Source organism: Cobetia sp. SIMBA_158 (assembly GCF_046566945.1).
In the GTDB taxonomy this organism is placed as follows: Bacteria; Pseudomonadota; Gammaproteobacteria; order Pseudomonadales; family Halomonadaceae; genus Cobetia; species Cobetia amphilecti.
Map to the genome: position 1 here is coordinate 207824 of NZ_JAWJYL010000007.1, position 21387 is coordinate 229210.

General features: G+C 62.1%; 18 protein-coding genes. 14 read left to right on the forward strand and 4 right to left on the reverse strand.

Annotated features, from left to right (window positions below; genetic code table 11):
- Positions 1 to 34: 34 nt before the first annotated feature.
- The 3 genes from R2R70_RS12655 (at position 35) to R2R70_RS12665 (ending at position 2733) form a co-directional block, all read left to right on the forward strand.
- Positions 35 to 784: a class II aldolase/adducin family protein gene (locus R2R70_RS12655; protein ID WP_197738731.1), complete on the forward strand. Its 750-nt coding sequence runs from the start codon at positions 35 to 37 to the stop codon at positions 782 to 784.
- A gap of 87 nt (positions 785 to 871) precedes the next feature.
- Positions 872 to 1546, forward strand: a complete 675-nt coding sequence (locus R2R70_RS12660) for a TetR/AcrR family transcriptional regulator (protein WP_410978186.1) — start codon at positions 872 to 874, stop codon at positions 1544 to 1546.
- Positions 1547 to 1548: 2 nt separating this feature from the next.
- Complete coding sequence (locus tag R2R70_RS12665; RefSeq protein WP_410978187.1) at positions 1549 to 2733, forward strand: pyridoxal phosphate-dependent aminotransferase; 1185 nt, start codon at positions 1549 to 1551, stop codon at positions 2731 to 2733.
- Positions 2734 to 2906: 173 nt separating this feature from the next.
- Here R2R70_RS12665 and R2R70_RS12670 read toward each other — a convergent pair whose 3' ends face one another.
- Both R2R70_RS12670 and R2R70_RS12675 read right to left on the reverse strand, forming a co-directional pair.
- Positions 2907 to 3125: a TIGR02450 family Trp-rich protein gene (locus tag R2R70_RS12670; protein WP_410978188.1), complete on the reverse strand. Its 219-nt coding sequence runs from the start codon at positions 3123 to 3125 to the stop codon at positions 2907 to 2909.
- Between the two features lie 78 nt (positions 3126 to 3203).
- Positions 3204 to 4109: a LysR family transcriptional regulator gene (locus R2R70_RS12675; protein ID WP_043332806.1), complete on the reverse strand. Its 906-nt coding sequence runs from the start codon at positions 4107 to 4109 to the stop codon at positions 3204 to 3206.
- A gap of 400 nt (positions 4110 to 4509) precedes the next feature.
- On the opposite strand from R2R70_RS12675, the gene R2R70_RS12680 reads away from it, so the two are divergent.
- The 7 genes from R2R70_RS12680 (at position 4510) to R2R70_RS12710 (ending at position 12209) form a co-directional block, all read left to right on the forward strand.
- Positions 4510 to 5523 carry a D-cysteine desulfhydrase gene (locus R2R70_RS12680; protein ID WP_054556003.1) on the forward strand — a complete coding sequence of 338 codons (1014 nt, stop codon included), beginning with the start codon at positions 4510 to 4512 and terminating at the stop codon, positions 5521 to 5523.
- A gap of 128 nt (positions 5524 to 5651) precedes the next feature.
- A complete protein-coding gene (gene hisD, locus R2R70_RS12685) occupies positions 5652 to 6968 on the forward strand; it encodes a histidinol dehydrogenase (RefSeq protein ID WP_410978189.1) in 1317 nt (438 codons plus the stop codon).
- Positions 6969 to 6977: 9 nt separating this feature from the next.
- Positions 6978 to 8186, forward strand: a complete 1209-nt coding sequence (locus R2R70_RS12690; RefSeq protein WP_410978190.1) for a DegT/DnrJ/EryC1/StrS family aminotransferase — start codon at positions 6978 to 6980, stop codon at positions 8184 to 8186.
- Between the two features lie 245 nt (positions 8187 to 8431).
- Positions 8432 to 9379, forward strand: a complete 948-nt coding sequence (locus R2R70_RS12695; protein ID WP_410978191.1) for a TRAP transporter substrate-binding protein — start codon at positions 8432 to 8434, stop codon at positions 9377 to 9379.
- Between the two features lie 135 nt (positions 9380 to 9514).
- Positions 9515 to 10072 carry a TRAP transporter small permease gene (locus R2R70_RS12700; protein ID WP_410978192.1) on the forward strand — a complete coding sequence of 186 codons (558 nt, stop codon included), beginning with the start codon at positions 9515 to 9517 and terminating at the stop codon, positions 10070 to 10072.
- Positions 10073 to 10077: 5 nt separating this feature from the next.
- Positions 10078 to 11358: a TRAP transporter large permease gene (locus R2R70_RS12705; RefSeq protein ID WP_054556007.1), complete on the forward strand. Its 1281-nt coding sequence runs from the start codon at positions 10078 to 10080 to the stop codon at positions 11356 to 11358.
- Positions 11359 to 11489: 131 nt separating this feature from the next.
- On the forward strand, positions 11490 to 12209 hold the full coding sequence (locus tag R2R70_RS12710) for an aspartate/glutamate racemase family protein (protein WP_107334921.1): 720 nt from the start codon (positions 11490 to 11492) through the stop codon (positions 12207 to 12209).
- 9 nt (positions 12210 to 12218) lie between these two features.
- Here R2R70_RS12710 and R2R70_RS12715 read toward each other — a convergent pair whose 3' ends face one another.
- The gene (locus R2R70_RS12715; RefSeq protein WP_107336573.1) at positions 12219 to 13097 is read right to left on the reverse strand and encodes a helix-turn-helix domain-containing protein; all 879 of its coding nucleotides are present in this window, start codon (positions 13095 to 13097) and stop codon (positions 12219 to 12221) included.
- 156 nt (positions 13098 to 13253) lie between these two features.
- Here R2R70_RS12715 and R2R70_RS12720 point away from each other — a divergent pair, with 156 nt between their 5' ends.
- Together R2R70_RS12720 and R2R70_RS12725 are read left to right on the forward strand one after the other, a co-directional pair.
- Positions 13254 to 14510 carry an MFS transporter gene (locus R2R70_RS12720; RefSeq protein WP_410978193.1) on the forward strand — a complete coding sequence of 419 codons (1257 nt, stop codon included), beginning with the start codon at positions 13254 to 13256 and terminating at the stop codon, positions 14508 to 14510.
- Positions 14511 to 14701: 191 nt separating this feature from the next.
- Positions 14702 to 16612, forward strand: coding sequence for a bifunctional 2',3'-cyclic-nucleotide 2'-phosphodiesterase/3'-nucleotidase (locus tag R2R70_RS12725; RefSeq protein ID WP_410978194.1), 1911 nt, complete (start codon positions 14702 to 14704; stop codon positions 16610 to 16612).
- A 166-nt stretch (positions 16613 to 16778) separates the two neighbouring features.
- Here R2R70_RS12725 and R2R70_RS12730 read toward each other — a convergent pair whose 3' ends face one another.
- Positions 16779 to 17084 carry a hypothetical protein gene (locus tag R2R70_RS12730; protein ID WP_084208808.1) on the reverse strand — a complete coding sequence of 102 codons (306 nt, stop codon included), beginning with the start codon at positions 17082 to 17084 and terminating at the stop codon, positions 16779 to 16781.
- Between the two features lie 177 nt (positions 17085 to 17261).
- Here R2R70_RS12730 and R2R70_RS12735 point away from each other — a divergent pair, with 177 nt between their 5' ends.
- Positions 17262 to 18104 carry an alpha/beta fold hydrolase gene (locus R2R70_RS12735; RefSeq protein WP_225347979.1) on the forward strand — a complete coding sequence of 281 codons (843 nt, stop codon included), beginning with the start codon at positions 17262 to 17264 and terminating at the stop codon, positions 18102 to 18104.
- Between the two features lie 416 nt (positions 18105 to 18520).
- Complete coding sequence (locus tag R2R70_RS12740) at positions 18521 to 21352, forward strand: type VI secretion system Vgr family protein (RefSeq protein ID WP_410978195.1); 2832 nt, start codon at positions 18521 to 18523, stop codon at positions 21350 to 21352.
- The last annotated feature ends 35 nt before the right edge of the window (positions 21353 to 21387 follow it).

A 21387-nucleotide genomic window follows, 5' to 3' on the forward strand; every position in this document is an offset into this window, starting at 1 on the left:
AGACAGTGACATTGTGACCACAGGAGACAGCAACATGCCGGCATCGACCATGAGTGACGCGGAGTGGCAAGCACGCCTGGACCTGGCGGCCTGCTACCGGTTGGCAGCGCACTATCGCATGACCGACCTGATCTACACCCACATCACCGCGCGGGTGCCGGATGAGGAAGGGCATTTTCTGATCAATCCCTACGGCTGGCGCTGGGAGGAGATCACGGCGTCCTCGCTGGTCAAGATCGACGTCAACGGCCAGAAGGTCGATGACAGCGCCGCGCGGGTCAATCCGGCCGGTTTCACCATTCACTCGGCGATTCATGCGGCAAGTCACTCAGCCAGCTGGATCATGCATACCCATACCCGCGCCGGTGTGGCGGTGTCGAGCCTGGAAGAAGGGCTCTTGCCCCTGAATCAGATCGCCCTGCAGTTCCATGGCCGCGTCTCCTACCACGATTACGAGGGTATCGCGCTGGATCTGGATGAGCGCGAACGCATCGTGGCGAGCCTTGGCGACAATCCGGCGCTGATCTTGCGCAATCATGGCCTGCTGACCACCGGCGCTTCTGCCGCCGAGATGTTCAACAACATGTTCTATCTCGAGCGCAGCTGCGAGATCCAGGTCGCGACCCTGTCCATGGGCCAGCCGGTGCGCCGCCTCTCGCCCGAGATCTGTGAGCATGTGGTCGGTCAGTACGATATGGCCATCCACGAGGAGGGAGATCTGGCGCTGGAGTGGGAGTCTCATCTGCGACTGCTGGAGAGCCTTGGCTGTGATTATCGTTGTTAATAGCAGGCGCGCTGTTGAAAGCATCGTCGTTGATCAGCCCATCGAGTGCATGATGCGCGGGCCCGCGACCGGACGGGAGACATCACGATGAGTCGCAAGGCATTCCAGCGGCTTTCCCAGGATCAGCGTCGTCGCGACCTGCTGGAAGCCACCCTGAGCTGTGTCGCGCAGCACGGTCTGGCCGGCGCCAGCGTGCGCCGCGTGGCGGAGGCTGCCGGAGTCTCGCCCGGACTGATTCGCCACCATTTCGGCACCAAGGACGACATGGTGCGGGCCGCCTACGCCTACATGATGGGCCAGTTGACCTCCGATATCGCCGATGCCAGCCCGGCCAGTGATGAACCCCCGGCGTGTCGTCTGGCGCGCTTCATCGCGGCGAGCCTCACGCAGCCCAACCTGGCTGCCCACAAGATCTCCCTGTGGGCGACCTTCATTGGCCGGGTGCGCCACGATGCCAGCTATTCGGCGGTGCACCAGGAAACCTATCGTGAGTTTCTCGATCTGCTCGCACAGCTGGTCCAGCCGGTGTTGAGTGCCCACGCGCTGCCCGCCACCGAGAGCGAATGTCAGGAACAGGCGATCGCCCTCAATGGCTTGATCGATGGCCTGTGGCTGGAAGGCGGGCTGGAACACGGCCTCTATCCGGTCGAGCGGCTGCCCGCGATCGCCATGCGGGCGGCAGAGGGCATTCTGCGGCTGCCACAGGGCACCTTGCTTGAGCACGTCGCTATCACGACATCACCCCCACCTCACAGGAGTTGAGCATGCGCTACGCCACCATTACCGAACGACTGAGTGATCTGGGCGGTGACAAATGGGCCGTTCACAGCGCTGCCCGCCAGCGTATCCAGACCGGCGAGCCGATCATCGAGCTGACCATCGGCGAGCCGGATATCGCCACGCATCCGGCCCTGGTCGAGCACTGTGTCGAGGCGCTGCGCGCCGGTCGTACCCGCTACTCTGATGGCCGTGGCGAGCCGGGGCTGGTCGCGGCGCTGGCCGAGCGCTACGCCGCGCGCATGCCCGAGATCAGCGCAGACAACGTGCTGTGTTTCCCCGGCACGCAGACGGCGCTGTTCGCGGTGATGCTGGCGCTGGTGGAGGAGGGGGCCGGCGTACTGACCGGCGACCCCTACTACGCCACCTATGAGGGCGTGATCCGCGGCGCCGGCGGTGACCTGCAGCCGGTACCGCTGCGCATGGAGCATGGCTTCGTGTTGCAGCCGGAAGATCTGGCCGCAGCCATCACGCCGCAGAGCCGTGTGTTGCTGCTCAATACCCCGCACAACCCCACCGGGGCGGTGATGGACCGGGCGACTCTCGAGCACATCGGCGCGCTATGTCGCGAGCATGATCTGTGGATCGTCTGCGATGAGGTCTATGAAGCGCTGATCTTCACGGGCGAATTCGTCTCGCCGCTGGAAATCGAGGCACTGCGTGAGCGCACCGTGGTGGTGTCCTCCATTTCCAAGAGTCACGCCGCTACCGGCTTTCGCAGTGGCTGGGCCATCGGCTCGGCGGAATTCTGTCGTCGGCTGTTGCCTGTTTCGGAAACCATGCTGTTCGGCAACCAGCCCTTCATCGCCGACATGACCGAGGCCGCGCTGCGCGGCGATTTCGATACCACCGAGCGTCTGCGCGAATCACTCGGGCGCCGCGCGCGTCTGGTTCACGAGACGCTGGCGGCCATCCCGCAGCTGTCCTCCAGCCTGCCCCAGGGCGGCATGTTCCTGATGGTCGATGTCTCACGCACCGGCCTGGACGGTGAGCAATTCGCCTGGCGGCTGCTGGAACAGCAGCAGGTGGCGGTAATGCCCGGCAGCGTCTTCGGCGATTGCGGTACGCCGCTGGTACGTGTCGCCCTGACCGTGCCGGACGACAGCCTGCTGGAAGCGGTGCAGCGCATGGCGCGGCTGTGTGACCAGCTGGAAGCCGAGGTCGTGGTCTGAGATCTTTTCTCAGCGACTTGCGGTCAGTCTCGAGGCCAGCCAAGGACAGTCAAGGTCAGACAAGATCAGGCATCACCCCGTCTCATCTTCTGTTGCGTAGACGCAGAAACGCCGCCCTTGGGCGGCGTTTCTGCGTTCAGCGATGCTCATGTCAGGTCATCATTTCCAGCCCGTCATTTCCAGCCCATCTGCCAGACATCATCTGCCTTGAGCTCGCGCCAGGCGAGGGTGTAATCCCTGCGTGTCAGCACCGCCTGCAACACGACCTGGATCACATGTTCGTCCTGCTCATCGCGAATCAGGCGCGTGACGATGAAATGGCGCTCACGCTCCCGGGGCGACACGGCGGTCCATTTGCTCTGCAACAGCTTGTCGGGGTTGATGCGATTCATGCTGATTCCTCAAGAAACGGTTGGCAGGTGCGTGCTGGTCGAGTCAGTGCCCGGCAGATGCGTGAGCGCCAGGCGGGCCTACACCGAAGGCGGGCTCTCGTTGAGTAGTTGCCACAGCGACTCGGTCGCCGCGCTGTGCTTGCCACGGCGGCAATAGCAGGCCACCTCGAGGGTCGGGCCGCCCAGATCATCCAATAGCGATACCAGTCTGCCGCTCTCCAGATCATCCTCGATCAGGCCATGGGGCAGCCAACCGACTCCCAATCCGGCCATCACCAGTTCACGAATGCCCAGCGTGAAGGACGTCTCGCAGATGATGTCGATGTCCTGGGCGCGCTGCAGGTCCATCAGGTAGGGCGAGGCCAGAATCTGGCCCAGAAAACTCTCCGGATCATAGGCGATCAAGGGCAGGCGCTGGTCACTGCGCGGTAGGTGCAGGGGGCGCCCCTGGGCGTCCGGAGCACACACCGGCAGCAGCCGCTCCAGCCCCAGCGAGATGCGCTGGGTGTCGCCGTTGTCATCGAAGATCGGCGCCCCCTGCAGTTCGGAGCACAGCAGCAGGTCTGCCTGGTCATGCTCGAACAGTTGCAGGCATTCGCTGCGATCCAGTGATTTCACCTGCAGTCCGGCTTCGGGGGAGTTGTGCCGGAAATAGCGCAGCAACCGCGGCAGGTAGCTGACGGTGAGGGTGTGCTGGGTGGTGATGATCGCCTTCGGCCCCTGGCGGGCCTCGCTGCGCAGACGGCTGCGCAACGTGTAGAGCCGTGCCAGCCATTCCCGCATTTCCTGCTCATATTCCAGCGCGTGCTCGGTGAGGATCATGCGCTGCGACTGACGATAGACCAGCTCGACGCCCAGCCACTCTTCCAGCTGCCGTATCCGGCGCGAGAAGGCGGGTTGCGTCACGTTGCGTCGCTCGGCTGCCAGCGAGAAGGTCCCGGCCTCGATCAATGCGAGAAAGTCTTCGATCCATTCGATCTTCATGCGTCGCCTGAGGAGATGTCGGTTTTTGTTGGAGGTCGGCCATCATGCACCGAGTGCTTGTTGGGGTGAAGCCCGCACGCACACCCCGGGTGCATGACATATCAATAGTTCGTCAATGGTGCCTCAGCGCCGAAGGGCCAGGGCCGACAGGCAATGGATATGACTGCCGGTCGGCGTTGCGGGCATGACGATCTTCTGGATGCCTGAGTCGGACCAGAGCAAAGAGCTGGTCATGCAGAAAAGTAACAAACTTTGAGAAACATGGCATTGGGACTGGCGAGAATCGCGGCTTACTGTTGAGAAGACCGCTCGGCGGCGTGCCGGAGTGATGTCACACATTCGACGAACGTCGTTATGAGAGTAACCCCCTATGACAACAATGACTCGCCTGGAGGCTCGTATGCATCTGTCCCGTTTTCCCCGTGTTCGCCTTGGTCACCTCTCGACTCCGCTGGAGCCGATGGACAACCTGAGCAAGCTGTTGGGTGGGCCGCGTCTCTGGATCAAACGTGATGACTGCACCGGGCTTTCCACCGGTGGCAACAAGACCCGCAAGCTGGAATTCTTGATGGCGGATGCGCTGGAGCAGGGCGCCGACACCATCATCACCCAGGGCGCTACCCAGTCCAACCACGCGCGTCAGACCGCTGCCGCTGCCTGCAAGCTGGGCCTTGAGTGCCACATCCTGCTGGAAGACCGTACCGGCAGTGACGACCGCAGCTACAACTACAACGGCAACGTCTTCCTCGACCAGCTGCATGGCGCGACAGTCGCCAAGCGTGAAGGCGGTGCCGACATGGCCGCCGAGATGGAAGCGCTGGCCGACAAGCTGATCGGCAAGGGCAAGAAGCCCTACATCATCCCGGGTGGTGGCTCCAACGAGATCGGCGCGCTGGGTTACGTGAATGCCGCCCTCGAACTGCTGTCCCAGGCCAACGACATGGGCCTCAAGATCGATCACCTCGTGCACGCCACCGGCAGCGCCGGGACCCAGGCGGGTCTGGTGACGGGCCTGACCGCCTGCAACTCCGGCATTCCGGTACTCGGCATCGGCGTGCGGGCCCCGAAGGACAAGCAGGAAGGCAATGTCTTCGCGCTGGCACAGAAGACCGAAGCCAAGCTGGGCCTGTCTGACGTGGTCAAGCGTGAAGATGTCGTCGCCAATTGCGATTACGTCGGTGAAGGCTACGGCATTCCGACCGAAAGCATGGTCGAGGCCGTCACGCTGCTGGCTCAGCAGGAAGGCATCCTGCTGGACCCGGTCTACTCCGGCAAGGGCATGGCCGGTCTGATCGATCTGGTGCGCAAGGGGCACTTCAAGGAAGGCGAGAACGTGGTCTTCCTGCACACCGGCGGTGCCGTGGCCCTGTTCGGCTACCCGGATGCCTTCAACTTCGCGGATTACCAGGCCTGATAGCGTTTGCGGCCAGTGATGCGTCCCGCCTGACGACAGCGGCGTGACTGACGCATCCCGTAACGACACGCTCCCGGGCCCAGCTGGCAAGGGAGCGTGATGATCACAGCAGTTTTCGGGGAATCACAATGACAATCAAACACCTCAAGCTGGCTGAAGCAGCCGACGGCGTGGCAGAGGAAGATCAGCGCACCACGGCCATCGTCCAGGACATGCTGCAGGACATTCGCTCGCGTGGTGAAGACGCCGTGCGCATGTATGCCGAGAAGTTCGACAACTGGAGCGGCGATTTCGTCATCAGTGAGGAAAAGCTGGCCACGCTGATCGAGAGCGTGCCGCAGAGCGTCAAGGACGATATCGATTTCGCCCATCGCCAGATCCGTCGTTTCGCCGAAGCGCAGCGCGACAGCCTGACGTCCTTCGAGATCGAGACCGAGCCGGGTGTCGTGCTGGGTCAGCGCGTGCTGCCCATCGATGCCGCGGGTTGCTACGTGCCGGGCGGACGCTACGCGCATGCCGCCTCGGCGCTGATGAGTGTCGCCACGGCCAAGGCCGCCGGCGTCAAGCACATCACGGCCTGTTCGCCACCGCGCGGTGACAGCATCAATCCGGCGGTGGCCTATGCCATGCATGTGGCTGGCGCCGACCGCATCCTGGAGATGGGCGGCGTTCACGCGGTCGCCAGCATGGCCTTCGGCCTGTTCGGCGGGCGTGAAGCCGACATCCTCGTCGGCCCGGGCAACGCCTTCGTGGCTGAAGCCAAGCGCCTGCTGTTCGGGCAGGTCGGCATCGACGTCTTCGCTGGCCCCACCGAATCAGCGGTGATCGCCGATCACACGGCAGACCCGATGACCATCGCGGTGGATCTCGTCTCCCAGGCGGAGCACGGCCCGAACTCGCCGGTCTGGCTGTTCACCACCAGTGAAGAAGTCGCGCGCCGCGTCATCGAGCTGGTGCCGCTGGTCGGCAACGACATGCCCAACGCCGAGGTCATCCACGCCGCCTGGCGCGACTACGGCGAAGTCATCCTGTGCGACACCCGCGAAGAAGTGGTCCAGGTCAGTGATCAGTACGCCTGCGAACACCTGCAGGTGCTGTGTGAGGACCTGGAATGGTGGAAGCAGAACCTCAGCAACTACGGTTCTCTGTTCCTGGGCGAAGGCAGCACCGTCACCCACGGTGACAAGTGTTCCGGCACCAACCACATCCTGCCGACCAAGCGCGCCGGTCGCTACTCCGGCGGTCTGAATGTCCACAAGTTCATGAAGGTTCTGACCACGCAACAGCTCAGTGCCGAAGCCAACCTCAAGTTCAGTGCCATCGGTTCGCGCATCTCGCGCACCGAAGGGATGGAAGGCCATGCGCGTGCCTGTGACTGGCGCCTCACCAAATACTTCCCCGAGCAGGATTGGGATTTCCCCGTCTATGCCCAGAAGCGGTATTGAGGAGGCCACATGCGTCGTTTTGCCAAGTCATTCACCCAGCAGGAAGCCATCTCCGACACCGCCATCGAGGCTGCCGTCGCCGTGATGCGCAGTGGTCGCCTGCATCGCTACAACCTGGCGGAAGGCGAGCAGGGCGAAACGGCGCTGCTGGAGCAGGAATTCGCGGCGACTCTGGGCATTCCCCACGCGCTGGCCTGTGCCTCCGGCGGCTATGCCTTGCAACTGGCGCTGCGCGCCTGCGGACTCGAGGCCGGTGACAAGGTGCTGTGCAACGCCTTCACCCTGTCCCCGGTGCCCGGCAGCATCGTCGCCGCCGGTGGCGAGCCGGTGCTGGTGGACATCCTCGAGGACACCACGGTCGATCCGGAGGATCTGGCACGCGCGGCCGATCAAAGCGGGGCCCGCTTCTTCATGCTCTCGCACATGCGCGGCCATATCGGCGACATGCACGCGATCATGCAGGTCTGCGACAGCCGCGGCATCACGGTGATCGAGGATTGCGCGCATACCATGGGCGCGAGCTACGACGGCAAGCCCAGCGGCACCTTCGGCAAGGTCGGCTGCTACAGCACCCAGACCTACAAGCACATCAATTCCGGCGAAGGTGGCCTGCTGGCGACCGCCGATGATGAGGTGATGCGACGCGCCATCATCCTGTCGGGCTCCTACATGCTGTACGACCGCCACCTGGCGGCGCCGGCCGCGGAGAGCTTCGCCGAGACGCGCCTGCAGACCCCCAACATGAGTGGTCGCATGGACAATCTGCGTGCCGCCATCCTGCGCCCGCAACTGGGGGAGCTGGCAGAGCGTCGTGAGCGCTGGAATGCCCTCTATGCCCGCATGCAGGACCGGCTCGCGGCCATGGAGGGCGTCACGCCCATCCTGCGTGGCCCGCTGGAAGGCTACGTCGGAAGCTCCATCCAGTTCACGCTGGCGCAGTGCACCCACGAGCAGATCGCCGCCTTCATCGCAGGCTGTGAAGCGCGTGGGTTGCCGGTGAAATGGTATGGCAAGCTGCTGCCGGAGGATTACACCAGCCGCTACGACAGCTGGGCCTATCTGGGCAGCCATCGTGCTGTGCCCAATGCCGACCGGGTGCTGGCGACGCTGTGTGATCTGCGTCTCCCGCTGACCTTTGAATTGGCCGATTGCGATGATATCGCCACGCTGATTCAGGAGGCGCTGACGGATACCCGTGAGGCATCTTCCGTGGCATGAAAGAGTGCCCCTTCACCACAATGACCCGCGAGAATTTCGGCAAAGGGCTGACGCGCCTTGCCGCGAGATGTGAAGAAATGACAGAGATGGAATGGAAAATACGGACATCGACAGCTTCCAACAATGACAAGGCTTGAACGCTGCCATTTTTCTAGATGACCTTCTCTTGTCAGCAGGAGAAGGGGTATCCGCAACCCCTTGGAGTGATAACAATGTTCAATAAAACTCTTTTGGCAACCGCTGTAATGCTGGTAATGACATCCACTGCCCAGGCGAAGACCTTCAAGGTCGGTCTGGGAGACCCGATCGATTCTGACCAGGGCGCCTACGCACAGCGCTTTGAAGAACTGGTGGAGTCGCTTTCCGACGGTGAAATGCAGGTTGAGCTGTTCCCGGGCGGTCAGCTGGGCACCGAGACGGGCATGATTCAGGACGCACGCATCGGCAAGCTGGATTTTGCCATGGCAGGGATCGGCAATCTGACGCCCTACGCACCGCGCCTGGGGGCCTTGACCATGCCCTATGTGCTGCTCAGTCATGCGGATGCGGTCAAGGCCACCACTGGTCCGCTGGCGGATGAGTGGAACCAGATCGCCGAGAAGGAGGCCGGGGTTCATATCCTGGGCTGGCATTATTCCAACTTCCGTTACCTGACCAACTCCAAGCGCCCGGTGACGTCTCTGGAAGATCTTGAGGGTCTGAAGATTCGTGTGCCGCAGAACAAGATCATGCTTGCCACCTATGAAGCCTGGGGAGCGAATCCCATCAGCATGTCATGGCCGGAAGTCTTCACCGGCCTGCAGCAGGGCGTGATCGATGGTCAGGACAACCCGGACATCGTCAACTACACGATGAAGTTCCAGGAAGTGCAGCAATATCTGACCGAAATTCATTCTCAGTATTCTCTGCAGCCGATCATGATGGGAATGAGATCGTACAAGAAGCTGTCGGACGAGGAGCGCGAGATCATCGATCGTGCCGGTCTGGAAGCGCAACTGTACGGTCTGCAATTCCAGTTGACCGAAGCGGCAGAAGCACGTGCCGCCATGGAAGCGGAAGGGATGCAGTCCGCTCAGCTGACCGACGAGGACAAGTGGATCAGCATTGCCAAGGAAGAAGTCTGGCCGCAGTTCTATGAAGAGATCGGCGGCAAGGAATCCTTCGACGAATTGCAGAAAGCATTGGGCCACTGAGCCCGAGTGGGCGGGGTCGCTCGCGGCGTCAGCGTGAATGACGCCTGAGCGACCCCCGCTGCGTTCAATGCTATCGAGCAGGGATACCGGACAGTGCTGGTATCCCTCTCACAGTTCATCGTGAAGGAGGCTCGCATGTTGGCCAGATTGAACAATATCGAGGATTACGCCTGCCGCTTTCTGCTCGCGGTCTTCGTACTCCTGCTGTTTTCCCAAGTGGTATTGCGTGTCGTGTTCGGTATCGGCATGGCATGGATGGAAGAGCTGGCACGCTACGCCTTCGTCTGGTTCGTCTTCCTGGGGGCTGCGCACGCGGCTCACCTGAGTGCCCACAATCGGCTGCAGACCCATATCAATCTGCTGCCGCGCAAGGTGGCCAATGCCATCCTGCTGTTCGTCGACCTCATCTGGGTCGGCTTCTGTCTTACCCTCGCGTACAAGAGTCTTGACCTGATCAGCCTGTTGACGGAGTTCCCCTATGCCTCTCCCGCATTGGGCTGGTCGCTGGCCTATGTCTATTACATCTTTCCGATTGCCTTCACCTTGATGGCGCTGCGCGTGCTGCAGGTGCAGTACATGAAGCTGGTGCATGGCGTGGAACCGGGTGATGTCGATGCACAGGAAGTCGAGAAGATTACCCAGGGGGCTTCGCATGATGTCAATGCACCCTGCAATGCCAAGGCCGGGAGCTGATCATCATGGCTGCAACCATTCTCTTTTCCCTGTTCGGTGCGCTGCTGTTTCTCGGCTCACCCATCGTCGTTGCCCTTGGGGTGGCGTCACTGGCGGTCTATGTCGTCAGTGGTGATGACATCACCTCACTGGTGGAGCTGGCGTTCTCGGCGATCAACTCCTTCCCGCTGATGGCACTGCCGTCCTTCATTCTGGCGGGCGCCCTGATGGGCGACGCCGGCATCGCGCGGCGTCTGATTCGTATCGCCGAAGAGCTGGCGGGCCCCGCCGCAGGTGGCCTTGGGGCGGCAGCGGTGATGGCCTGCATGTTCTTCGGTGCCATTTCCGGCTCGGGTCCGGCGACCACGGCGGCCGTGGGCATGCTGGTGATTCCGGCGATGATCGAACGTGGCTACGGCCGCAGCTATCCGGCGGCGATCACCGCCACCGCTGGCGGACTGGGCGTCGTGATTCCGCCCAGCATGCCGTTGGTCATCTATGGGGTGACCGCCAACGAGTCGATCTCGGCGCTGTTCATGGCGGGTGTCATCCCGGGCATCATGCTGGGGGCGGCCCTGATGATCGCCAACTACATCACCGCCAAGCGCAACGGCTATCAGGCCCAGGGCGAGCCGTACGACAAGGCGCGTGTCTTCAAGGTGCTCAAGGAAGGCTTCTGGTCACTGATGGCACCGGTGGTCATCCTCGGCGGCATCTACAGCGGTCTCTTCACGCCGACCGAAGCCGCCGTCGTCTCGATCTTCTATGCGCTGTTCGTCGGTGTCTTCATTCACAAGGAGTCCTCGCTGCTGGGCTTGAATGAAGCCTTCCAGAACACGACCTGGCTGACCGGTCGCGTGCTGATCATCATGTTCACCGCTACCGCCTTCGGTCGCATCCTGGTGGAGCATCACATTCCGGCCATGATCGCCCAGGGCATCCTCAACATCACCGACAGCCTGTGGCTGGTGTGGGTGCTGGTGATCGCCTTCCTGCTGATCGTCGGCATGTTCATCGAGATTCTGGCCACCATCATGATCGTCACGCCAGTGTTGCTGCCGGTGATGGTGGAGCTGGGCGTCGACCCGGTGCACTTCGGGATCGTGCTGGTGGTGAGTCTCGGGATCGGCTTCTCGACCCCGCCGCTGGGCGAGAACATGTTCATCAGCTCCAGCATCGCCAACGTGTCCATCGAGAAGATCTCGGTGCGGGCGCTGCCGCTGGTCGGCACCATGGTGCTGATCGCCTTGCTGCTGGCCTTCGTGCCGCAGCTGACGATGTGGCTGCCGGACATGATGGGCTTCTAGCGGCGCAGCGGAGGGTAAACACAGCCCTTCGTGAACAGTGCCTCATGAAACAGTTTCTCGAGAGGATGCCGGCCACGTCGCCATCCTCTCGAGCCTTGATCTTCAGTGAGAGTTTTGTCGGAGAACGACCAATGAGAAGCTCGCATGACGCCTCGGGCGCAGAACATATCGTCGTGGGCGTGTTGGGCGGCATGGGGCCGGATGCCACGGTGGCCTTCATGCAGCAGGTGATCCAGGCCACACCGGCCGAGGACGACATCGACCATGTACACATGGTGGTCGACAACAATCCCAAGGTGCCGTCGCGTATCAAGGCTCTGCTGGAAGGGGGCGATGTCTCTCCGGGGCCTGCCATCGCGGAAATGGCCCAGCGACTGGAGCAGTCCGGGTGTGATTTTCTGGTCATGCCCTGCAACACCGCCCACTACTACTGGCAGGATGCGCAGGACGCCGTCTCGATTCCGGTGTGGCATATCGTCGAGCGCACCCTGGACCGAGTGGCGGCGCAGTGGCCGGGCGCACGTGTCGGCATGCTGTGTTCCCCGGCGCTGCGCAAGATTGGCCTTTACGAAGGCTTCATCGCGGCGCGTGGCCTGTCGCTGGCCTACCCCCAGGATGAGGACGCGATGCTGGAGGTGATCCGCAGCGTCAAGAAAGGCCAGGTGAGTGATGACGCCGTCGGGGGAGCCTTGCGTCAGGCCGCCGCTGACCTGGTGGCGCAGGAAGCCGATGTGCTGGTACTGGCCTGCACGGAGCTCTCCATTATCAGCCATCTGCTCGATGACCGGCTGCCGATCGTGGATTCCGTCGAAGCGCTGGCCGTCAGCGTGGCACAGGCGGCCACTCAGTAAGCGTCGCCGTCACGCGCCGCCCATGCCACTGCCCGAGCGGCGTTGCTCGCGTTCCTGCAGGTAGCGGGCGGGCGTGGTACCGAGCAGCTTCTTGAACATGCTGATGAAGGCGTTGACGGACTGATAGCCGACGTCTTCCGAGACGCGCTGCACGCTCATGCCTTCGGCCAGCAGGCGAATCGCCACCACCAGGTGCAGTTGCTGACGCCAGCGGCTGAAGCTCAGGCCGGTGTCACGCTGGATAAGCCGGGCGAGGGTGCGTTCGCTCATCGCCAGTTCGCCTGCCCACTCGGCCAGGGTGCGTCGGTCGTCCGGGGTCTTGATCAGCGCATCGCTGATGCGGGTCAGCCGCGGATCCTCTGGCAAGGGCAGATGCAGACGTTCGCTGGGCATGCAGGCCAGCTCTTCCAGCAGCACACCGACCAGCCGCGCTGTCGGCCCCTGTTCAGGATATGGCTGGGGCAGCTCCGCCAGGCGCAGCACCAGCTCACGCAGCAGGGGCGAGATCGACAGCGTGCAGCTGTGGCTTGGCATCTCGAGCGCACCGGGCTCGATGAACAGGTGGCAGACGCGGCCGCCACGGGTCAGATGATTGCTGTGGGGCAGGTTGCCGGGAATCCAGACCCCGCTGTGCGGCGGCACCATCCACAGACCTTCCGGTACGCGACTGGTCACCACGCCATGCAGGGCGATCACCAGCTGTCCCTTGCGATGCTGGTGGATCGGCACCTCCATCACCTGCTGGCCGGTCTCGACATGCAGGGCGCTGGCCGGAATCTCGTAGATGTCCGGGTCGTGCTCGCAGACGCTGCTGGAGAAAGGCACCTGATCGGGGCCACGGGTGCTGACCTCGGGCGATGACGGTAGGACGGGTATGGTCACTGACATGGCGGCTCGCAGATTGTCTGATTTCAGTGATCTGATGTCATGATGGCTCAATTCTGCAGTGGGCGAGGGGATTAAGCTAGCCTCACTCTGTGCGCGGACTCATCTCTTGGGTGTCGTCCCGCCATTACCCCGTTTCACGATCGCTGCGAGCGCCTCATGACTGAACTCTGCCACTCGTCTCCTGTCCGGCGACTGAGCCATCCGGCCGTATTGATCGCCGGTATCTTGTTGATCGCCATGAACCTGCGTGCGCCCTTCACCAGTATCGCGCCACTGCTGGAGCGCCTGCAGGCGGCGCTGGGCTTCAATGCCACGGCGGCTGGCCTGTTGATGATCCTGCCGCTGCTGGCCTTCGTCATCGTCTCGCCCTGGGTGCCGCGCCTCGCCAGAGGGCTCGGGCTTGAACGCAGTCTCTTCCTCGCCTTGGTGGCAATCGCCGCAGGCATCGCGCTGCGGGTCCAGGGCAGCATGCTGGCCCTCTATCTGGGTATCGGCCTGATCGGAGCGGGTATCGCCGTGGGCAATGTACTGCTGCCCAGTCTGGTCAAACGCAGCTTTGCGCAGCATGTCGCGCTGCTGACCTCCTGCTATGTGCTGACCATGGGCATCATGGCCGCCATCGCCTCGGCGCTGATGGTGCCGTTGGCACAGGGCAGCAGCGCTGGCTGGCAGTACGCGATGCTCATAGTGGTCGTTTTGCCATTGGTGACGATGGGGGTGTGGTGGCCGCAGTTGTCACGTCGCTCCCTGCCGGCGGCGGCGAAGGAAGCCGAGAAGGGTGCCGAGAAGGACGTCGAGAAGGGTGCCGTGCGTCCGGTGCGTCAGGCAGCCGTGTGGCACTCGCCACTGGCCTGGCAGGTGACGCTGTTCATGGGCATCAATTCGCTGCTGTTCTATACCGTCAACAGCTGGCTGCCGAGCATGCTGGCGGACAATGGCTTCTCGGCCGAGAAGGCGGGCTCGCTGCATGGTCTACTCCAGCTGGCTTCGGCCTTGCCGGGATTGATTCTGGTGCCCCTGATGCCGCGCCTGAAGGATCAACGCCTGATCGCCTTCGCGACGCCTTGCATGTCGCTGGCGGGATTCATCGGGCTATGGCTGATGCCGGAGTGGGCACTGGTGTGGGTGCTGTTGCTGGGCGCGGGCTCCGGAGCCAGCTTCATTCTCGCCTTGTCATTCATGGGGCTGCGGGCGCGCGATGCCATGCAGTCGGCGTCGCTGTCGAGCATGGCGCAGACGCTTGGCTATCTGCTCGCGGCCATGGGGCCGCCGCTGATCGGCGCGCTCTACGATATGCAGGGCAATTGGCAGCTGGCACTGATGGTCTGCGCCTTTCTCAGTGTGCTGATGGCGGGTGTCGGCTGGCTGGCGGGCAGGGACCGCCAGTTGCCTGAGGCGTCGGCATCTGAATAATGGAGCGCTGCCCCCAAGGGGCACTGGCACATCCCCCCATGACAAGGAAGTGAGAGATGGCGAATGCTTCATCGGCTAGCGAAGATCAACGGGCGTCTGACTCGCCAGCTGTTGCGCAGCATCCTGGGCGTCAGCGCAAGCCACGTCTACGGGCAGCCATCCTTGGCCTGGCCAGTCTCGGAGGTATCTTCATGATCGCTCAGCCAGCCAATGCCGCGACGCTGTCACTGCGCGTGATCGAGACCACCGACATCCACGCCAACGTGATGGATTACGACTATTACAAGGACCGTCCCAGCGTGCGCATCGGCCTGGTACGCGCGGCGAGTCTGATCAAGCAGGCGCGTGCCGAGGTGGCCAACAGCGTGTTGCTGGACAATGGCGACCTCATCCAGGGCAGCCCGATGGGCGATTACATGGCGGCAGAAGGTCTAGAGGAGGGCGATGTCTTCCCGGCCTACAAGGTCATGAATCAGCTGGATTACGATGTCGGAAATATCGGCAATCATGAATTCAATTACGGGCTCGAGTATCTCGATCGGGCGCTGTCCGGCGCGCAGTTCCCCTATGTGAACGCCAACCTGCTGGACGCCGCGACAGGCGAGCCGTACTTCACGCCCTACCAGATCACCGCCCATGCCTTCACCGACAGTGAGGGCAACGCTCAGACATTGAAGATCGGCTATATCGGCTTCGCGCCGCCGCAGGTGATGACCTGGGACCGCAAGCACCTCCAGGGCCGCCTGACGGCCGAGGACATCACCGAGAGCGCCAGGCGCTGGGTGCCCGAGATGCGCCGGGCGGGCGCGGATGTGGTGATCGCCATCCCGCACTCCGGCATCTCGACCGACCCCTACCGGGTGATGGCCGAGAATTCGGTGTATTACCTCTCGCAGGTCGAGGGCATCGATGGCATCGCCTTCGGGCATGCCCATGCCGTCTTCCCCAGCGAGGAATTTGCCGAGGTACCGGGGGCCGATATCGCCAGGGGCACCCTCAATGGCGTGCCGGCGATGATGCCGGGGCATTGGGGCAGCCATGTGGGCGTGATGGATCTCGAACTGAGCAATGCCTCGGGCCAGTGGCGGGTAGTGAGCGGCCAGACAGATGCACGCCCGATTCAGGTGGGTGGCGAGGCACAGGTGGCGGAAGATGCCGAACTGGCGGCGCTGATCGATCATGAGCACGATGCCACGCGCGAGTACGTCAATCGCAGCATCGGCCGCGCCAGTGCGGCGATGAAGAGCTATCTGGCGCTGGTGCAGGACGACCCGACGATCCAGATCGTCAATCGCGCCCAGGCCGATTACGTCAAACGCTTCGTCGAAGGCGACCCGGACCTGGAAGGCTTGCCGATTCTCTCGGCGGCTGCGCCGTTCAAGGTCGGCGGCCGTCACAATGACCCGACCCAGTTCACCGAGATGGAGGCGGGCGAGCTGAGCTTCCGCAATGCCGCCGATCTCTATCTCTATCCGAATACGCTGGTGGCGCTCAAGGTCACCGGCAGGGAAGTGCGGGAATGGCTCGAGTGCAGCGCCGGCCAGTTCCATCGCATTGATCCGGCGCTCACCACACCCCAGCCCTTGATCAACTGGGAGGGTTTCCGCAGCTACAACTTCGACGTGATCGACGGCGTCGACTACCGGGTGGATGTCACGCAGCCGGCGCGTTACGACGGCAATTGCGCGCTGATCGACGCCGATGCCCACCGTATCCAGGGCCTCACCTATGAGGGCGAGCCGGTCAAGGACGACGATGTCTTCCTGCTCGCGACCAACAACTATCGCGCCTACGGCGAGGACTTCCCCGGCACCGGAGAGTCGCATGTCGCCTTCGCGTCACCGGATGAAAATCGCAGCATTCTGGCCCAGTACATCTCGCGCCAGACGCAGCAGCAGGGCGCGGTGGACCCCGCGGCGGATCACAACTGGCGGCTGGCCGCGATCGACACCGATACCCCGCTGGACATTCGCTTCACCACCGCCCCCGGCGCGGATGCGCAGCAGTTCATTGATGCCCAGGCGGTCTACCCGATGACGTTGGTGGATCAGGACGAGATGGGCTTTGCCCGTTATCGCGTCGGGCTGGACCGGATGAAATAGCCAAGGCAGTACATTGTCGAGCACGTCGTTACTGGCCTGGATTCAGGTGGGAAAAAACGCCAGTCAGCAATTGCTGACTGGCGTTTTTTTGGTCGTCAGGCGCTACCCGCTATCTGTCTCATTATCCGCTTTTGCGTCAGATTCTTGAGCGCAGTCCCATTGCGGGTCAGCGCCAGGGCGCGTGCAAGGCGATGCTCAGCAGTACGCGTTTGCCGCGCTCGATGCGGCTGACGCTGTGTTCGTGAAGGTCGGGGCGAAACAGCACCACGCGGTCCGCGAGGCGAAAGAGGCTGCCATCGGTCTCGAAGACACCGCCCTGGCGGGGCTTCTTGAGCACGATATTGAGCTTGTAGTAGCTGCCGCTGCCCATCGGGTCGTTGTGGCGCATCACGCTGTGGCCTTCGGGGTAGGTCACCAGGTTGATGGTCAGGCGGCGAAGATCGAGCAGACTGCGGTTGATGACACGGGCCATGGGCGTTTCCCTTGAATTTGATGGGGCCATTAAAGCGTATTTTGAGCAATCAATCAAAATCGTGCTTGAGTGATCACTCAGGAATCCGTAAGGTGGTCCCACGTTCACGGTAACACCGCGATATAGCACTGTTTCGCCAGGCCGTGATTGAGTATTCATCAAGCGAAGAGGTCAGCAATGAGCCACGACAACGTGACAATGGAAGCCCTGGAAACCCGTTATGCGATGATCGAAGGTCACCGCATTGCCTACAAGGAAATGGGTGAAGGTCAGCCGCTGTTGTTGATTCACGGCATTCCGACCAACAAGCTGATGTGGCGTGATGTGATGCCGGAATTGGCCAGGCATTATCGTGTCATCGCCCCGGACATGCTCAACTATGGCGAGTCGGACATGCCGGTGGATGCTGACGTTTCCATCAATGCCCAGACACGCATCTTCATCAAGCTGATGGATTCACTGGGTGTGGCGAGTGCGGATGTCGTCTCGCATGATATCGGCGGGGGCATCGGTCAGCTGATGGCCGTCAATCATCCCGAGCGTGTTCGCCGTCAGGTACTGATCGACAGCGTATGCTTCGATTCCTGGCCGATTCCGGAGTTCAAGCAGCTGCTTGAGCCGGGCGTCGAGGAAGCGACCAGCGTCGAGGAATTCATCAGCACCATGCGCGGCTTCATGCCCAGTGGTGTGCATGATCCGGCCGTCGCGACCGAAGAGATGGTCGAGCGTTATGTGTCCCAGTGGAACAGCGAGCAAGGCAAGGCGGCTTTCTTCCGCAACATGCGTCGTCTCAACAAGGAATACACCCAGGCCATCGCCGGTGAGCTCAAGAATATCGAGATCAAGACTCTGGTGCTGTGGGGCGACAAGGACAACTTCCAGAAGCCGGATTACGCCCCGATGCTGACAGATGCCATTCCGGGTGCTGAGCTGATCTGGGTGAAGGATGCCGGTCACTGGGTGACGGATGAAAAGCCGCAGGATACCGTGCGCTATATCCTGGACTTCCTCGCCCGCTGAGGAGGCGCCCATCAGCCATCAGCGCAGTAAAATCTTACCCCTGATGGTGAATGAGCCCTGAACGACAATGCCCGGTCATAGGACCGGGCATTGTCGTTTTTCCAGGTTGTTCAGCGCCGATAAGTCCTGGTGTGGCCGAATGATATGGCGGTTAGTCGGCTAGCCAAGTGTGTGATGTTTCAACAACATGTCTTGTGTCAGATGACATGGCTAGAAAACTACCGGTTGCTTGGCCTCCATTGCTCTCTCTAGAGCTGTTTGCGGGTCCTTCCCGATGTTCCAAGGGCGAGGTCATGAGGGTGTCTCGCCATTAACTAAATGAGTGCATTCCTATATGCTGTGCAGCCTGGCCAAGAGCCAAGGACGGTCAGCCGTAGCCAGGCCATCTTCTACATTAACTGCCAGGGATGCAGAATATGTCAGATTCATGGGTACTCGACGCCTTGCTGTCGTCGTTTGATGTCTCTCTGAGTCAGAACGAGCGCCTGCTCACGCTTGAGATGAGCGGCGCGGACTTCATCCCGCATCGCCTGGTGGGGGAAGAGCGCATGTCGCGTCCCTTCGCCTACACCCTCGACTGCATCTCCCAGAATGGTGATATCGAACTCAAGACCCTGATGGCGCAGCCGGCGGCGCTCTCGGTGCGTCAGGCCGATGGCAGTTACCGCAAGCTCTCGGGGCTGGTCGAGTCCGCCGCGCTGCTCGGTGAGGATGGTGGCGTCTTCTATTACCAGCTGACGCTGGTGCCGTGGATGGCGATGCTCAAGCTCGGCCGTGACAGCCGTATCTTCCAGGACCTCACCGCCGTCGAGGTCATCGAGTCGGTGTTCTCGAACCACGCCATCGCGCAAGGCGAAGCCCAGGGCGGCTGGCGGTTGGATCTGCGCCGCGAGTATCCGGCACGCAGCTACTGCGTGCAGTATCGCGAGAGCGATTTCCACTTCGTCAATCGCCTGATGGAGCAGGAAGGGCTGTTCTACTACTTCGAACACGCCTCTGACGACAGCGACTTCAATGGCCACCGCCTCGTCATCACCGATGATGTCGCGACCTGTGCGCCGGTTGAGCCACAGGTGATCCGCTTCCACCGTCAGGACGCCACCGAACTGGAAGACTCCATCACCCAGTGGAGCGGCCGTCGTCAGCAGCAGCCAACACGAGTCAGCCTCGGCACGTTCGACTATAAACAGCCCGGCCTCGAGAAGCGCTCCGGCCAGGACACGCGCAGTGACCAGGGCAACCTCAGCGAGCAGGAAGTCTACGACTACCCCGGTGAGTACTACTTTGATGACCACTCACGCGGCGAACGCCTGACCGTCAATCGCCTCGAAGCCCATGAATCACGCGCCAAGCGCTTCTACGGCGCCGGTGGTGCACGTCAGCTGGAAGTCGGCCGCTGGTTCGAACTCAGCCAGCACGCCCGTCATGAAGACGGCGATGCCAGCGAGCGCGAATTCCTCGTGCTGGGCCTGACTATCTGTGCCGAGAACGCATTGCCGGTCTCCGCGCACCTCAAGGCGCTACCGGGTAGCCTGCAAGCGCACATGATCGAGGCGCGCAAGGCACACGGCCTGGAAGACGCCGCCGATGAAGACTACGACGGTGTTGGTACTGGCCAGTATCTGATCGACTTCGAGAGCCAGCGCCTCAGCCAGCCGTATCGTCCGTCTCTTGATCATCCGCGGCCGAACCTCGGCGGCCCGCAGACCGCGATTGTCGTCGGCCCCGAGAACGAAGAAATTCACACCGATTCGCTCAACCGCGTGCGCGTACAGTTCCACTGGGACCGCAGCGAGAAGGGCGCCGCCGACGCCAGTTGCTGGCTGCGTGTCGCCCAGCCCAACGCCGGTGCAGGCTGGGGCAGCGTGTTCGTGCCGCGTATCGGTCAGGAAGTCATCGTCGATTTCCTCGAAGGCGATGCCGATCGCCCGCTGATTACCGGGCGGGTCTACAACGGCGACCAGACGCCGCAATGGCACTCCAACGGTCTGCTCTCCGGCCTCAAGAGCAAGACCTATCGCGGCAACAAGTACAACGAGCTGGTCTTCGATGATGCGACCGATCAGGAGCGTGTGCGCCTGAATTCGGAGCACGAGAAATCCCAGCTTAACCTCGGCTATCTGATCCACCAGCAGGGCAACACGCGTGGCAGCTTCCGCGGTACCGGCTTTGAGCTACGCTCGGATGCCTATGGTGCGATACGCGCGCATCAGGGCCTGCTGCTGACCAGCTGGGGCCAGATCGCCGCCAGTGGCGAACAGCTCGATCTCACGCCCGCTCAGCAGCAATTGGCCAGCGCCTATCAGCTTTCCAATACGCTCAGCGAGAGTGCCACCAGTCATGAAGCGGAAGCGCTCGCTGCCCTCGATAACCTAAAGCAGGCCAGTGAAGATGCGCAGGGGCGCTATGGCGCTGAAGATAGCGGCAGCGACTTCGATGGCAGTTCTGCCACAAGCGCCACTGCGGGCGGGCGTGGTGAAGCCGCACGTCTCGACGCCCCTTGGCTGCATGTCAGCTCACCGGCGGGCATCGCGCTGAGCACGCCGGAATCCACCCATATGGCGCAGGGCAAGTCACTCAGCATCACCAGCGGCGAAGACATCAACCTGGCTACCGGGCGTAGCCTGATCGCCTCGCTCTCCGAGAAGTTCTCGCTCTTCGTGCAGCAAGCGGGTATGAAGCTGTTTGCCGCACGCGGCAAGGTCGAAGTTCAGGCGCAAAGTGATGCGATGGAACTGACGGCCGAGAAGGATGTGACCATCACGTCGGTAGGGGATGTGGTCACCATTGCGGCGGCCAAGGAGATCGCCGTGGTCTGCCAGGGCGCTTACGTGCGGATCAAGGATGGCAATATCGAATTGCATGCGCCCGGCAAGGTAGAAATGAATGGTGCGCAGCACAGCTTTGGTGGGCCCGCGACACAGTCATACTCATTGGCGAATCTGCCGGAAACCTCGCCGTCAAATATGGATCTGCTGCATACCTACGCCAATGATGAGCCAGTGCCGGGTGCGGCGTATCGTGCGACCTTCGCCGATGGCAGCGTGCGCTCTGGTGTATTGGATTCACAGGGGCGCGCGGCACTGACGGATGTGCCATCCCCGAGTGCACAGGTCGAGTACTTCAACGATCCGCGCGATATCGGGCTAGAGCCTCAGCAGTGGAGCAAGAAGCGCGCACAGGAGCCGGATATCTCGGCACTGGCGGGACGCCAGGCGTCAAAAGAGACTCCGACCAACCAAGGGTGACAGGGATAGCACCATGAGCGAGTTTGACAACGAGA